The organism is Hahella chejuensis KCTC 2396 (assembly GCF_000012985.1).
GTDB classification, from domain to species: Bacteria; Pseudomonadota; Gammaproteobacteria; order Pseudomonadales; family Oleiphilaceae; genus Hahella; species Hahella chejuensis.
Genome location: NC_007645.1, coordinates 4,190,494 through 4,203,396, shown reverse-complemented (window position 1 = coordinate 4,203,396; position 12,903 = coordinate 4,190,494). Strand labels below are relative to the sequence as shown.

Sequence of the window (12,903 nt, the reverse complement as noted above, 5' to 3'; positions counted from 1 at the left end):
TGTGAGTTCGTTTGATTATTTCGTTGGAAATCTTAAATGTCCTAAATGCGGAGAGGTATCTCCCGCAGATGAGACTACAGGTATGCAAACCAAGATTCAACGATATTCCGATATGAGGAATCTTGGTATAGGTGATGAAGTGAAGCTTGATTCAGATGTGGAGTCAAGTGGTTATCGATGTTATATGGAACATAGGGGGAATTCGTTAAAGTTAATCGAAGCTTGGGAATGTCCTTCTTGCGACAAGCCCTATAACTGTGCATTGATAACTATTGAGGACAGTAAAATAGTCGATATTGTCGAAGTAGAGTTGACTGAGCATGTTATAAGATCAGTCAACTACATATTTGAAGAATGTAGTCTGATGGGATGGCATGTTTCTAGAGGGATTGTTGAGTTCAGTGATGTTTAACATGTTGTTCTAGACAGTGTTGGTTTTACTCCATGGAAAAATCTGGCTTAGAGTTTAATATGGCATCGACGCAATACTGCAAAGCGTTGAGGACAATGTAGCCGAGGAACTCCGTAGTGAGAGCCGTGAAGCAACCATTGAAATTGTAAGCCTCAAGGCGGTGACTGGGTTAAGGAAGGCTGTGGTCAGCGCAGGTGAATCTCTGCAAGCATCGTAAATTTTAAGGAGCTAAAGAGGCTGATAAGCTCCAACCAAAACGATATGTGACCAAGCTGTTCTCTCCAGATAGTGCATCATGGGTGGCGTGTCACCAGTGTAAAGGAGCCTAGGAACCCTATTCTGTTCCGTAAGGCAGGACTCCCGCGAGGGAGTCTAGAATAGGATGTCGAAAGAAGCGAATTTGAGAAATTGCCGCTGCGCCGCCTCTACTGTGTTGGTGGTATAAATGGCGGCTCGCACATAATCAGGATGCATGAAGTACGTCGAGAGTGACCGCCACTTGCCGCGCTAGTGCTTGATCACTATTGGGTACTTACTTATCTCCCGTTATCTCAATTTTGTAGAGCCCCCTAATCAGAATAAGCACTCAAATACTTGTCATAACTCCCGTCCGACATCATCTCTTTCAACGCAGCGTCGAATTTGTCCCGTAGGCCGGCGAGGTCTTTCTTTTTTGAGAAGGCGATGTAGCTGGGGACGCTTTGGATGGAGGGGGTGAGTTCTTTGAACTGACCGGCGAAGCCGAGGTTTTTGAACATCGCCAGGGCGGTGTATTTGTTGCTGATGAGCAGGTCGATGCGTCCGGATTCGAGTTTTTTAACGCTCTGCTCTAGGTTAGTGGTTTCGGAGATTTGTTTGAACATGCCGTTTTTACGGGCTTCGTCGAAGGTGCTGCCGTAGCTGATGTCGCGCACCACACCGATTTTTACGTTGGCGAGGGCGGTCAGGTCGCCATTGAAGCTGATGTTGCTGTCTTTTTTGGCGAACAGGACGATTTCCTGGGGCATTAATATGACGTTGGAGTAATACAGAAACTCTTCGCGTTCGGGAGTTTTGTACGCGGTGAAGATGGCGTCGGCCTGTCCGCTTCTCACCATCTCCAATGAGCGGGGCCAGGCGTTCAGGCGGATGTTGGTGTCCATGCCCACACGGCGAAAGGCTTCATATACAATATCCACAACCAGACCTTGAACCTCATCTTCTTCCTGATACTGATAAGGAGGGTATTGCAGGGTGACGAGTTCTACCGTCTCTGCTTTAACTATGCCTGACATCATGACGAGGCTGATTAACGCCAAATAAAGTTTTTTCATAGCCGGTCCATGTTGAAAAGTAGCGAGTTGTTTTCTTTGCTGTAAGTATAGAAATAGATAGCTTAAGGCGACGGGATTATCCAATGACTGTTCAAATTCCGCGCTCGGGCGGTTAACTTTTTCGATATTGCCTGCTATTTGACCTGTTTTACGGCTCTGGATATCCACACAACCTGTGGATATCTCTTTGGAAAACGCTGGCTTCCCTTTATTCCGTAGGGCTTCCGGGAATTTTTACAATTTATGATCAGTGTTATTTTTATACAGGCGCGCCACGTCTGACGCTTGTTATTGGGTTGTTGGGAAGGCGTTGCTAAAGACACAACCGTATTTGTGTCAGGCGCTCATTTTTTGGCCTTCAATGGCGCTATAAAGAGGGAGAAAGCATGCTCGATTTTTATGATTCTGCATTTTTGACTACGCTGCCACTACTTATTGCGCTGCTGGTGACCCCCGCTTCTTTGGCGAAAAATAAAGCCCCTGCGCCATTGGTCTCGCGTCGGTTATCGCTATTTTATAATCTGCTGGGAGCCGTCGGCGTAGTGATATATTTTGTGAGTGAGTTTATAGAGCCGTTTCAGACGCCTTTTGAGCATATGGACGCAACCGCGTTTTTTGCCGGGCTGTGGCTGATTTCGTACGCAAGAGTGGGGCGGCGTATCAAGGTCGTCAGTGTTGACGATGCTTTGAGTGAAAGTTAACGGGGCGAGACACATCATCTATACAGCTCATAGCCATTCAATTGCCCCTGCGCCAGAACCTTGCCATTATGCCTTTGAAATACGTTTCCACAGAGGAGAAAGAGAATGACGCTGAAAGAAAAAGCGACCCAGCATATCCTGGAGATCTACCGCGATAACTATGATGACGATAAGTCGGACGAGGAAATCCTGGCCTTTGATCCGAATGAATACGACGTGGACCCGGAAAACTTCTATGAAGACGTGTTGTACTCTTTTTTCGGTATGGGAACGGAGGTTGATATTCAGGGTGGTACGGTTCAGGAGTTGATCGATCAGGTCGCTGCGAGGTGGGACGGTTCGGACATTGACCGAGACTGGATGGAAAACGCCATGCCGGACGATTTTTAGCGTCCGCCTCACAACAGGCCGCCCGATGGTTATCCGTGTGGACGACTACTTTTCGACTAAGCGGCGGCATATCCCCGGGTTCATTGCCGCCTCCTCGTCGACCGTCTAAGCTTATCTATACAGACCAGTGCTTCTCTGAATGAAGGAGTCTTATGGCGGTATTCCTAAGGTGGTTCAGGGGATTGGCGGTTGTTGTCCTGCTGTCGCTTGCGTTGGGGGCGGGAGCCAGGCCGCTTATCGTGGTAGGAACGCCTGAACTGCGTTATCGAATGGAGCTGAATGGCGTATACACGGGCATTGATGTTGAGATTGTCAGAGCCATTCTCAACGATCTGTCGATTGAACACGAGTTTCAGTTGATAGAGTCCGGCGCCCGGATTATCCGTGAGGCCCATCAGGGCCGAGTGGACTTGGTGATGAGCTTTTCTTTTAAGGAAGAGCGTGCGGAGTATTTGAATTACCCTCAGGTGGCGTACAAAGACTTGAGCTGGCACTTCTTTGTCCTCACAGACAATCAACCTTATATCACCTTCAACACGCTGGAAGACCTGAAAAACCTCCGTATCGGCGCTGTGAACGAGTGGGCCTACACGCCGGAATTCTGGAATTCAGATTTGAATATCGTCAAGGTGAGCCGTCATACGTTGCTGGTGGAGATGCTGCTGAACCGGCGTATAGAAGCCGCGCCGATGAACACTCAGGAAGCGCTATACGATTTGCGCCAGAGAGGTTTGGATAAGCTCATTACCTACCTGCCCAAACCCCTTGTCAGCCGTCCTTACTACAACGTATTCGTGAAAGCCTCCGTGCATCCGGACATGGCGAAGCTGCAGGCCGGCTATGACCCGTCGCTCAAGAAACTGGAGGAGTCCGGCTTTGTAGCGGACGTCTTCAAACGTTTCCTGGGGCAATTCCCCCTGGAGTGACGCTACTGCGCAAGCCTTTATCTTTGCGGAATATCTTCCTGGGGCTCGGTGATATTGAAATGTTTGTAGTAATAAGTGGCCCACTTGCGGAACAGACTGTTCTCAGGGTAGTCGTTCGACGCCATCTGCTGCTCAATAAACTGCTGCATTGCGCTGATATCCGCGTTGTTCAGAGCCATCCCATACCAGCGATGTAGCTCAACGGCTTTTTTGGCGATGGAGATTTGGTTATGTCTCCCCGCTGTCTCAATAATTTTTCCTGACATGATGTAGAGATAAGCGCTAAGCCGAGAGCGTTCCTCTGAAGGGGTAAATGCGGTGAACTGCTCCGTGTTGGCGACCGTCAGTTTGGTGATGAAGCTTTTTATCAAAACGAAGGTTCCCCATTGAAAACGTCAAAATTTCTATGTTGATCCGCGTGCGAGCAGGAACGGGGTGTCCAAATAGAGTAAGCCGAATAACGGCTTGAGCGTATTCGTAGGGTTACCGAAAAAGTCAGTATGTTCTAGGTAATACTACGGAGTACTGTCACCGACCATGATCCCATTCACCAGCGGACTAAAGTTCTTCCTGTGCAATGTCGGCGTGATGCCGAATTCTTTGCGGAAGTGGTGGCGCATGGTGGCGGCGTTGTCAAAGCCGGAGAGTGCGGCGACTTTTTCGATGCTGTAGTTTTGATTTTCCAGAATTTCTTTGGCCAGATTCAGGCGCTGGTGCGTCAGCCACTCTTTGGGCGTGATATTAAAATCCGCCCTGAATTTACGGTCGAAAGTGCGGCGGGACATACTGGCTTTTTGAGCGAACAGATTGATGTCGATAGTCTTGTCCAGGTTTTGCAGCGCCCAATCGATGGCGTTGTTAAATTGGCTGTTGTTTTCCGGCACCGGCGTTTCCGCGAACTGGGCCTGACCGCCTTTGCGGTGAGCGGACAGCACCATGCCCCGCGCCATACGGTTGGCGACTTTATAGCCATAATCGTCGCGAATCACCTCCAGACAAAGGTCTATCGCAGCGGAACTACCCGCTGAGCAGCCTATTTGTCCGTCGTATACATAGAGCACGTCATCCTGATAGTCGACGCCGGGATAGCGGCTTTTAAACTTTTCGCCGTAACGCCAGTGGGTTGTCGCCTGACGTCCTTCGAGCAATCCGAGTTCCGCCAGCAGAAAGGCCCCGGAGCAGAGAGACAGCACGCGTTTGCCCTGTTCGTAAAAGCGCGTGACGGCGGCGGCGATGGGGACGGGGATGTCAGTGAGCTGGGTGGGCCAGCTGGGAATGACCAAGGTGCTGAAGGCATCGAGATTGTCCACCTGACGGGCGCAGATCTGAAACCCTGAGGTGGTGGTCAATGGTCCGGGAGTGAAGGAGACGAGATCGCATTGATACCAGTCTTCGACGCCAGGACGGGGCAGGGCGAACAGTTCCACCGCGCAGCCCAGCTCAAAAAACGCCACGTCTTCAAACGCCAGAATGGCCACGTTATGCATCGACTATCTTCCCTTCCACTCCTCAATAGATATTGGCTTGATATTAACGAACAATGTCTTTCAAGCCAATGGCGACTTGTCGTGGGAAAGCCAATAATGATCACGCACTAACCCAAAGGAGAACTCTATGTCATCTGTTGTATCCAGAATTCCCGCCGCAGACAGCCAAACCGCGTTGGCGCATTTTCAGGCGCTATTACAGTTTGAAACCGACTGTTGGGACGTTCATCATGCGATCAGTAATAAGCGACAGGACTTTGTGTTGCTGGACGTGAGAGGCGATGAAGCCTATCGCAAAGGCCATATCGCCGGCTCCATCAGCCTGCCGTATACGCGTCTGAACGAGCAGAATCTGGCGGCGTATCCTGCGGATACTCTGTTTGTGGTGTATTGCGCCGGCCCGCACTGTAATGCGACGGAGAAGGCGGCGATCAAGCTGGCGAGTCTGCAACGTCCGGTCAAGAAAATGATCGGCGGCGTGACGGGATGGATTGATGAAGGCTTCACTTTGGAGACGGATGCGGATGCCTAGCGACAATCCCTGCGTCATACGCCCGGCGCGACCGGAAGACGGACCGCGCCTGCTGAGCATGATGCGGCAGCTGGCCGAGTTTGAAGGCTACGCCGAGGACTTTGCGGTCACGCTGGAGGAGCTGGAGCGACGCTTATTCGTCAATCGCGATTTCGGCGTCTACGTGGCAGAGTCGGATGGCCAGGCGGTGGGCATGCTGGTGTACTACTACCTGCCGTTCACCTACGACCTGACGCCCTGGGTTTACGTTAAGGAGCTGTTTATCGAGCCGCCATATCGCTACCTGGGACTTGGCGGAAAACTGATGGCGGCGTTGGCGCGGGAGTGTCTGCGCGAGGGGGGACGCAAGATCCGCTGGGATGTCCTGGCCACGAACGAACCGGCGGCGATGTTCTATCGTTCTCAAGGCGCCAAATGTGAGGATAACTGGCGCATATTCAGCCTCAATGCGTCAGAAATTTCCAGGCTGGCCGGTTACGAATGAAGGTATTTACGTGGCGGCTGTATCGTCATGTCAGCTCCCTGGCGCATGGATGCGCGTGGGATCGCTTGCCCCTCTCCATCCGCGCCGCCGGTTAATCCTGCTCCAGGCTCAATCCTTCCGCACGCAGTATTTCCTCCAGCTCACGGTAGCCCTCAAGCTCCGTTAGCAAACGTGTTTTTTCCGATTTGGCGATTTCCATCCAGTGACGGTCTTCCACGGCGCCGACCATGGCGTATAAAAAGTTAAGGCTGGGCTTTCTAGCGCTTGCTTGTTTTAGTCGCAGGAACGCTCTGACCGGACCAATTTCCCTGAGCTTTTCCGGCGTATCGACGCCAATGTCGACGAGGTCTTTTTCTGACTTGGGTCCAAGCCCTTTAAGGTCTCTGAGGCGCATAATGATGGAGTCTCTGAACAATGAGGCAGGACGCCCGGCGAGGCCATATTATCACCATTTCGCCCGAACCCGGGAATAGGGCTATATTTGAATCGTTGACAAAAGAAACGCTGCCGCAGCGCTGTTTATAAATGAGGCCAGTTCATGGAGATAGCCGTTCATCTGCCGGATGTAACGCTGCTTGATATGTTACGCGTACGCTCTATCTATCCCATCGCCGCAATTGGGCAAACAGTGCAAAAAGGGCAGGTGATCTGCAGATTGAACCTGGCGGGAGGCGAGATTGATCTGGTGAGTCCGGAAAGCGGGCGGCTGGAATATCTGGATGTCTATGCGCTGGAAAAGGTCAAACCTGAGCGTCCGCTGCTGTTTCGCATCGGCTCCATCCAGCAAAACCGGGTGAATACGGAGGCCATCGCCAGAGACATCTGGCAGAGCCTGCTCAAGATGTTTGATCAGCACACCCAGAGCATTAAAGAGGATATCAAACGGGACAAAACCGCGCGCTGGGCGCTGCCTCTGTGTTTCTTCGCTTTCTTTCTGGTGGCGTGGGCCCTGGCGGAATCCGTTCAGCATTTCTCCGGCGACACCGCCGCCTACAAAATCGCACTGATCTTTCCGGCGGTTTCTTCGGTTGGCGTGCTCATTTCTTTGGTGGCGCCATTCTTTCTGCGCAAACAGATACGGGACAGCGAAGGGCGCTTGGCCAGTCTAATGCAGCTCGACATCATTCGTCGTTGCCGGGATACGATCGCCATTCTGCAATAGAAAACACACTGCGGAAGTGAAAAGGACTTTTCTTTAATGCTGTATTTATATACAGTATTTCGCATGAGAAAGACCAAACCCATCAGAGCTGAGTTGGAAGAGTGGCGCTGTAAGAAGTGCTGGCTGGGTGTATTGCGGGCCACTGACGACCACCCGGAAATTCGGGACTATCTGACTCAGATGCCCGAGTCCATTTTTCACGTGCGCTGGCCTCACGCCTGTTCCCACTGTGGTCATGTCTACGACTGGTCGGACAGCTGTCCCGTGATTTTATACGGCGGGCAACGCTGGGTGCTGGAGAAAGCGGTCAATCAAAAGCTGTCCGCCTTACTGGAGCACCTGAAACGCGCCAAGGATCTGGAGAATATGCCAAGTGGAAATCCGGGGTGACTTGGTCAGGCTGATCGTCTACATTCCTCTCCCGTGCGTCTTACTTATGGTCGTATAGTAGAGGCTGCAGTAGCGTGATCTAAGTCTCCAAAAATGACGGCGACATGATGAATTTTTAATGGCGGGTTTGATGGCGTCCAGGCGCTTGGACTTGTATTGTGCAGTGAGCTTATATTCAGCCATATCAAGGAGTTGTAACGTGGATAACCGCAATACCCAGTTCATAAGCGATCCCATTGCGTTTTTGAATAACAATACGATCAATCATCGCTGGTTCGATGAGCATATCCAGAGACGCAATAACAACCCGCAGAGCGTATCCATGGCTGAAAGGGCCGCAGTGGACCTGTTGCCGTACACGAAGATGGGAAGTTTCGACTTGCAGCCCGCGGCGACGCCAGTGGGTGGTCGACGTCAATCAAGGTTTGCGGTGATCCACGATCACCCTGCGAATGACAGCGCGCTGACCGGTTACTGGTGTCCCTATGTCAACGGCGCGGGACTGCCGGGATTTGTCGACGCGCCAAGGCATAATCCTCAGCACCGATTTGTGTTTACTGCAGCGATGAACGGTTGCGCCTTCTTCATTACAGAATCGCCCCTGGGCGGCGCTTACTTTCGCGTCTATCACCACCAGCATCCCGGTAATGTCGGGGTCAATAACCTGATCAGCGCCGTGACGCCCAACGTCATTTCGGTCTTTGATTTCAGTCAGTATGGCAATGACAATCTGCCTGGCCTTAATCTTCCGGTGGCGTTTAACTTTTTGTACTACCGCAACAGCGGCTGGGTGGTGGTCAGTCACGCCACCGCCATGGACGCCCATACGGGCGTCGTGCGCTTTGATCCCGCCAAACCCACATTGGTGGCGGACACCTTCGTATAAACAGCGACGAGGTCTCTCCCGCAAGCGCCAGGTTTGCGGGACTGCTTATAATGCCTTGATAACGATGGAAATATTTCTTGCTTTGGCGTTATAAAAGAATGCGCTCAGCACAGAGTTTGATATGGATTAATCAACTAAAAATCAGTTGATCTCCATCAAAATTCAACCTGACTCCTTCCCATCAAGATACCTTGCAGCGCTACACTGTTTTTGTGTCGGCGTCTGCATATAGATATGCGTCGGCCACGCATTTATCCATAGAAAAAGAAGCGAGGAGGTCAATATGAATCTGAAGAAATGGTCTCCCTGGAACTGGCTGCACCAGGAAGGAAAAACAGCGAGTGAAGTCCCCGTCAGTTCTCGTCAATCCAGTAACTATCCCATGGCGAGGTTCCGTCAGGAAATGGATCGCCTTTTTGATGATATGCTGCACTCCTTTAAATACCCCGAGCTGCCGGAGTTCGGCTTGAGACGGGAATGGGCGGGATTACTGAAGCCCAATCTGGATATTTCCGAAGGAAAAGAGTCATACAGTATCAGCGTTGAACTGCCTGGCGTTTCCAAGGAGGATGTGAAAGTCAGCCTGGATGGCCAGCGGTTAACAATCAGCGGTGAAAAGAAGCATGAGTCGGAAGAAAAGAGAGAGGATTATCACTGCGTGGAGCGTAGCTACGGCAGTTTTATGCGTATCCTCACTTTGCCCGATAACGCCGATGGCGAACGTTTGCTCGCAAGTTTCAAAAACGGCGTGTTGACCTTGAAAGTGCCCAAGTCCGGTGAAGTGGCGGTGAAGGGCAGGGAAGTGGAAATCAAAGGCGATTGACGCTTTCCTGAGGATGGATTAAATCGGGGCGTTACGACGCCCCGGTTTGCAGGCACTCATCTATCTGCGCCTTATGCAGCGTTTCCGACCGCTCCAGCAACGCCACCAGTCTGTCCAGCTTTTCTCTATGCGTGCTGATCAGGTCGGCGGCGGTGGTTTCCGCCGCCACCAGCAGCTCGCGTACGGCCTTGTCGATGATTTCCGCTGAGAACTCGCTGTGGTGGTGCGGCTGGGCCATTTCGCGGCCGAGGAAAGGGTGTTCTTCGCTGTCGCGCAAATCCACTGGGCCCACTTCTTTCGACATGCCCCAGCGGCTGACCATGGCGCGGGCGAGCCCCGTCGCCTGATGGATATCGTCGTCAGCGCCGGTGCTGACGCTGCCCAGCAGTTCACGCTCGGCGATACGGCCCGCCAGCATCACCGCCAGCTTGTCGCGCAGATACTCTTCAGGATAAGTATGTCGTTCCTGCAGCGGTAGTTGGTGGGTGCCGCCCAAGCTGCGTCCATGCGGGACGATGGAGACTTTGTACAGAGGATCGGTGTTGGGCAGGTAATAGGCGACCAGCGTGTGTCCGGATTCATGCACGGCGAGACGATGCTTCTCATCTGGAGGAATAATCAGAGTGCGCTCTGCGCCCATGATGATCTTATCCCGGGCGATATCGAAATCCAGACTGTGCACGTGATCCCGATTTTCCCGCGCGGCCTGGATGGCGGCTTCGTTAATCAGGTTTTTCAGGTCAGCGCCAGAGAATCCCGGCGTTCCCGCCGCCACCTGATTGAGGTTGACGTCGTCCGCCAGTGGAATGTGTCTGGCGTGTACTTTGAGAATGGCGACGCGGCCCTCCTGGTCCGGTAAATCCAGGGTGACGTGGCGATCGAACCGGCCTGGGCGCATCAGCGCCGGGTCCAGTACGTCCGGGCGATTGGTGGCGGCCAATACGATGACTGCATCGTGGCCGGCGAAACCATCCATTTCTGCGAGTATCTGGTTCAGGGTTTGCTCTCTTTCGTCATGGCCTCCGCCGTAGCCTGCGCCGCGCGTGCGGCCGACGCTGTCGAGTTCATCAATGAAAATGATGCTGGGGGAGTTCTCCTTGGCGATTTTGAATAGCTGGCGCACTCGTGATGCGCCGACGCCGACGAAAACTTCAATAAATTCAGACGCGGACATGGGGTAGAAATTGACGCCAGCCTCTCCTGCCAGGGCGCGGGCCAGCAGGGTCTTGCCGGTTCCGGGCGGGCCCATCAGCAATACGCCCCGCGGAGCCAGAGCGCCGACGCGGTGAAAGCGGTCAGGGTCGCGCAGGTATTCCACCAACTCCTGCACTTCCCGTTTGGCGTTCGTCTGGCCGGCGACCTCGTCGAAAGTGGTGTCCGGCTTTTGACACTCAAACTGGGTCTCCAGGCGTTTGTCAAAATCAAAAGCGCCGCCCCGGCCGGAAAAGTTGCGAAAGGTGCGCCGGGACAGCCAGAACAGGATGATCATGAACATGATCCAGGGCAGATAGGACAGCAAAATCACCTTGGAACTGCTGGCGTCATGGCCTTCTTTCACCTCCAGCGGAATATTCTGCTCCTCTAGCTCCGCCAATATGGCTTCATTGCCAAAATCCGGCAGTTGCGTCAAAAATCGGGAGTATTGACGGCGTTGCTCCGGGAACATGCGGGGAGTGATGAATTTGCCGTCAAGTTCACTGCCGCGCAGGGTGACGCTACTGATTTGCCCTTCTCGCAACAGCATTCTGAATTCGCTATAGGGTAGCTTGATGGCGGGCTCCGGGCGGTCGCGCATGGCGGGCAGATAATACAGCATCAAAGCGACCGCCAGCGTCCAGACAACCCAGTTCAAAGGCAGCTTCTGTGGTGGTTGAGGATCAGTATTGCTCATGCGCTGTCCGTTAACTCACTGATTCAGTTGCTCATCATATCGAGAGAGATTTCCGCCGCTTTGACGCACCGCATCTTGTGGCCACTCATAGCGGGCGCGCCAGCCGCTGTTTCACCAGGCTCCAGTAAACGCGACCGTCCCTCACTTTGAATATAGCAGCGCGTAGAAGATTTCGGGGTTAACGGCGCGCATAAAGTTGAGGCGAGAAGAATGAGGCGAGGCTAATGAGTTGAGGTGAATGTCGCGAGTCATTATGATCTGGCGGCGTAAATGTCATGGTTGGGTCCAATGGGGCGTTGAGCGGAGTGGGCGATATGTCGAAGAAGTTCAAATTTGTAATGGTGGGCGTATCGCTGGCGGCGACATTGGCCCTGACCTGTTTTTATAAGTTTGGACGCTCGGTCTGGGTTCCTCTGTATCTGGATCTGAAAGGACGACGGACAGTCGATGATGTGATGCGCAATATCGGACCAGTGGTGGAGCCTGGCTTGCAGGACGCTTTCGCCAGGGCGGGCGTAACCTATCCGCCGCAGCGTATTACCCTGTTGGCGTTTAAGGAAGAGAAGCGCTTGGAGTTATGGGCGGAGCAGGACGGCGTACAGGTTCTGGTCAGCGCCTATCCCATTCAAGCCGCCAGCGGCGTCGCCGGTCCCAAGTTACGGGAAGGGGATCGGCAGGTGCCGGAGGGTTTTTACCGGATTGAAGGCTTCAATCCCAACAGCAGCTTCCATCTTTCCATGAAACTGAACTATCCCAGTCCGTTTGACCTCAAACATGCTCAGGCGGAAGGGCGTACGTCGCCGGGCGGAGATATCTTTATACATGGCAAGGCGTCATCCGTGGGCTGTCTCGCGATGGGCGACCCGGCGGTGGAGGATTTGTTTATTCTGGCTAACCGAGTGGGAGTGACTAATATTGACGTGATCATCGCTCCTCATGACTTCCGCATGCGCGCCCCGGAGGCGACGCCACAGAGCGCGCCCGCCTGGTTGCCAGAGCTGTATCAGGATATTGAGCAGTCACTGCGGCCTTTCGCCGTCAGCGACGTCAAATCCAGTTAAGATTTCAATGTTACATGGAGCGTCGCCAGACGCTTCAATAAGGCGGGTCCGGCTCTGCGTAGGAAACGATGGTTTCGGGGCAGACCAGCCATAAAAACCACTCGGCCATATCCACTTTCTTGTCCACGAAAGATCCGAAACTCAGGCCCAGGCAACGAAACGCCTGTTCAAGTTCAAGAGGGGAAAAATCGCGGTCGACGACTATTTTGCGTTCGCATCTACCGTGAGCCTTGGCCTCCCTGACCATTTCCCAGATCATCCATGAGTTTTCGAAGCTGTCAATGACCGCCTTGGCTTTGGCGGGTTTTAGTTTACTTATTGCATCCTTCATATTCGCCACCTCTACACCCTTACAATCAAGTCTTGGCCAAGGAGTGAGGTTTCGCCAGTTTTCCCGGTAATATTTTTGTTACATCAGATTGGCGACCAGGCGCTTTGTTATCAG

17 protein-coding genes are annotated in these 12,903 nt (G+C 52.8%); 11 read left to right on the top strand and 6 right to left on the bottom strand.

The annotated features are described in order from the left end of the window. Nucleotide 1 precedes the first annotated feature (1 nt). The gene (locus HCH_RS18140) at nt 2-412 is read left to right on the top strand and encodes a hypothetical protein (protein WP_041598773.1); all 411 of its coding nucleotides are present in this window, start codon (nt 2-4) and stop codon (nt 410-412) included. A gap of 569 nt (nt 413-981) precedes the next feature. On the opposite strand, the gene HCH_RS18135 is transcribed toward HCH_RS18140, so the two are convergent. After that, a complete protein-coding gene (locus tag HCH_RS18135; RefSeq protein ID WP_011397842.1) occupies nt 982-1,725 on the bottom strand; it encodes a substrate-binding periplasmic protein in 744 nt (247 codons plus the stop codon). 386 nt (nt 1,726-2,111) lie between these two features. Here HCH_RS18135 and HCH_RS18130 point away from each other — a divergent pair, with 386 nt between their 5' ends. The 3 genes from HCH_RS18130 (at nt 2,112) to HCH_RS18120 (ending at nt 3,742) form a co-directional block, all read left to right on the top strand. Beyond that, nucleotides 2,112-2,426, top strand: coding sequence for a hypothetical protein (locus HCH_RS18130; protein ID WP_011397841.1), 315 nt, complete (start codon nt 2,112-2,114; stop codon nt 2,424-2,426). A gap of 105 nt (nt 2,427-2,531) precedes the next feature. Then, nucleotides 2,532-2,816 carry a hypothetical protein gene (locus HCH_RS18125; RefSeq protein ID WP_011397840.1) on the top strand — a complete coding sequence of 95 codons (285 nt, stop codon included), beginning with the start codon at nt 2,532-2,534 and terminating at the stop codon, nt 2,814-2,816. Between the two features lie 152 nt (nt 2,817-2,968). Continuing rightward, complete coding sequence (locus HCH_RS18120; protein WP_011397839.1) at nt 2,969-3,742, top strand: substrate-binding periplasmic protein; 774 nt, start codon at nt 2,969-2,971, stop codon at nt 3,740-3,742. 17 nt (nt 3,743-3,759) lie between these two features. Here HCH_RS18120 and HCH_RS18115 read toward each other — a convergent pair whose 3' ends face one another. Next, nucleotides 3,760-4,113, bottom strand: a complete 354-nt coding sequence (locus HCH_RS18115) for a hypothetical protein (RefSeq protein ID WP_011397838.1) — start codon at nt 4,111-4,113, stop codon at nt 3,760-3,762. A gap of 144 nt (nt 4,114-4,257) precedes the next feature. Next, on the bottom strand, nt 4,258-5,229 hold the full coding sequence (locus HCH_RS18110; protein ID WP_011397837.1) for a helix-turn-helix domain-containing protein: 972 nt from the start codon (nt 5,227-5,229) through the stop codon (nt 4,258-4,260). 127 nt (nt 5,230-5,356) lie between these two features. On the opposite strand from HCH_RS18110, the gene HCH_RS18105 reads away from it, so the two are divergent. Continuing rightward, a complete protein-coding gene (locus HCH_RS18105; RefSeq protein WP_011397836.1) occupies nt 5,357-5,761 on the top strand; it encodes a rhodanese-like domain-containing protein in 405 nt (134 codons plus the stop codon). Continuing rightward, nucleotides 5,754-6,245 (top strand): GNAT family N-acetyltransferase, encoded by a 492-nt coding sequence (locus HCH_RS18100; protein WP_011397835.1) that lies wholly within the window; start codon nt 5,754-5,756, stop codon nt 6,243-6,245. The genes HCH_RS18105 and HCH_RS18100 overlap by 8 nt, the downstream gene beginning before the upstream one ends. A gap of 91 nt (nt 6,246-6,336) precedes the next feature. Here the strand turns inward: HCH_RS18100 and HCH_RS18095 are convergent, their stop codons facing one another. After that, nucleotides 6,337-6,639 (bottom strand): TfoX/Sxy family protein, encoded by a 303-nt coding sequence (locus HCH_RS18095; RefSeq protein WP_011397834.1) that lies wholly within the window; start codon nt 6,637-6,639, stop codon nt 6,337-6,339. Nucleotides 6,640-6,783: 144 nt separating this feature from the next. On the opposite strand from HCH_RS18095, the gene HCH_RS18090 reads away from it, so the two are divergent. The 4 genes from HCH_RS18090 to HCH_RS18075 all read left to right on the top strand — a co-directional run bounded on the left by HCH_RS18090 (nt 6,784) and on the right by HCH_RS18075 (nt 9,506). Beyond that, a complete protein-coding gene (locus HCH_RS18090; protein WP_011397833.1) occupies nt 6,784-7,407 on the top strand; it encodes a hypothetical protein in 624 nt (207 codons plus the stop codon). A gap of 63 nt (nt 7,408-7,470) precedes the next feature. Continuing rightward, nucleotides 7,471-7,797, top strand: a complete 327-nt coding sequence (locus tag HCH_RS18085; protein ID WP_148212614.1) for a hypothetical protein — start codon at nt 7,471-7,473, stop codon at nt 7,795-7,797. Between the two features lie 199 nt (nt 7,798-7,996). Beyond that, a complete protein-coding gene (locus HCH_RS18080) occupies nt 7,997-8,683 on the top strand; it encodes a hypothetical protein (protein WP_041598771.1) in 687 nt (228 codons plus the stop codon). Nucleotides 8,684-8,966: 283 nt separating this feature from the next. Beyond that, on the top strand, nt 8,967-9,506 hold the full coding sequence (locus tag HCH_RS18075; protein ID WP_011397829.1) for an Hsp20/alpha crystallin family protein: 540 nt from the start codon (nt 8,967-8,969) through the stop codon (nt 9,504-9,506). Nucleotides 9,507-9,537: 31 nt separating this feature from the next. On the opposite strand, the gene ftsH is transcribed toward HCH_RS18075, so the two are convergent. Further along, nucleotides 9,538-11,397, bottom strand: a complete 1,860-nt coding sequence (gene ftsH / locus HCH_RS18070) for an ATP-dependent zinc metalloprotease FtsH (protein WP_011397828.1) — start codon at nt 11,395-11,397, stop codon at nt 9,538-9,540. A 314-nt stretch (nt 11,398-11,711) separates the two neighbouring features. Between ftsH and HCH_RS18065 the strand changes: the two genes are divergently transcribed. Then, nucleotides 11,712-12,458, top strand: a complete 747-nt coding sequence (locus HCH_RS18065) for a L,D-transpeptidase family protein (protein ID WP_011397827.1) — start codon at nt 11,712-11,714, stop codon at nt 12,456-12,458. Nucleotides 12,459-12,492: 34 nt separating this feature from the next. Here the strand turns inward: HCH_RS18065 and HCH_RS18060 are convergent, their stop codons facing one another. Beyond that, a complete protein-coding gene (locus HCH_RS18060) occupies nt 12,493-12,789 on the bottom strand; it encodes a hypothetical protein (RefSeq protein WP_011397826.1) in 297 nt (98 codons plus the stop codon). Nucleotides 12,790-12,903: the final 114 nt, after the last annotated feature.

Bases quoted from the DNA above. Each gene is read 5' to 3' on its own strand.
- HCH_RS18135 (WP_011397842.1), bottom strand. From the start codon at position 1,725: ATGAAAAAACTTTATTTGGCGTTAATCAGCCTCGTCATGATGTCAGGC.
- HCH_RS18130 (WP_011397841.1), top strand. From the start codon at position 2,112: ATGCTCGATTTTTATGATTCTGCATTTTTGACTACGCTGCCACTACTT.
- HCH_RS18125 (WP_011397840.1), top strand. From the start codon at position 2,532: ATGACGCTGAAAGAAAAAGCGACCCAGCATATCCTGGAGATCTACCGC.
- HCH_RS18120 (WP_011397839.1), top strand. From the start codon at position 2,969: ATGGCGGTATTCCTAAGGTGGTTCAGGGGATTGGCGGTTGTTGTCCTG.
- HCH_RS18110 (WP_011397837.1), bottom strand. From the start codon at position 5,229: ATGCATAACGTGGCCATTCTGGCGTTTGAAGACGTGGCGTTTTTTGAG.
- HCH_RS18105 (WP_011397836.1), top strand. From the start codon at position 5,357: ATGTCATCTGTTGTATCCAGAATTCCCGCCGCAGACAGCCAAACCGCG.
- HCH_RS18100 (WP_011397835.1), top strand. From the start codon at position 5,754: ATGCCTAGCGACAATCCCTGCGTCATACGCCCGGCGCGACCGGAAGAC.
- HCH_RS18095 (WP_011397834.1), bottom strand. From the start codon at position 6,639: ATGCGCCTCAGAGACCTTAAAGGGCTTGGACCCAAGTCAGAAAAAGAC.
- HCH_RS18090 (WP_011397833.1), top strand. From the start codon at position 6,784: ATGGAGATAGCCGTTCATCTGCCGGATGTAACGCTGCTTGATATGTTA.
- HCH_RS18085 (WP_148212614.1), top strand. From the start codon at position 7,471: ATGAGAAAGACCAAACCCATCAGAGCTGAGTTGGAAGAGTGGCGCTGT.
- HCH_RS18075 (WP_011397829.1), top strand. From the start codon at position 8,967: ATGAATCTGAAGAAATGGTCTCCCTGGAACTGGCTGCACCAGGAAGGA.
- ftsH (WP_011397828.1), bottom strand. From the start codon at position 11,397: ATGAGCAATACTGATCCTCAACCACCACAGAAGCTGCCTTTGAACTGG.
- HCH_RS18065 (WP_011397827.1), top strand. From the start codon at position 11,712: ATGTCGAAGAAGTTCAAATTTGTAATGGTGGGCGTATCGCTGGCGGCG.
- HCH_RS18060 (WP_011397826.1), bottom strand. From the start codon at position 12,789: ATGAAGGATGCAATAAGTAAACTAAAACCCGCCAAAGCCAAGGCGGTC.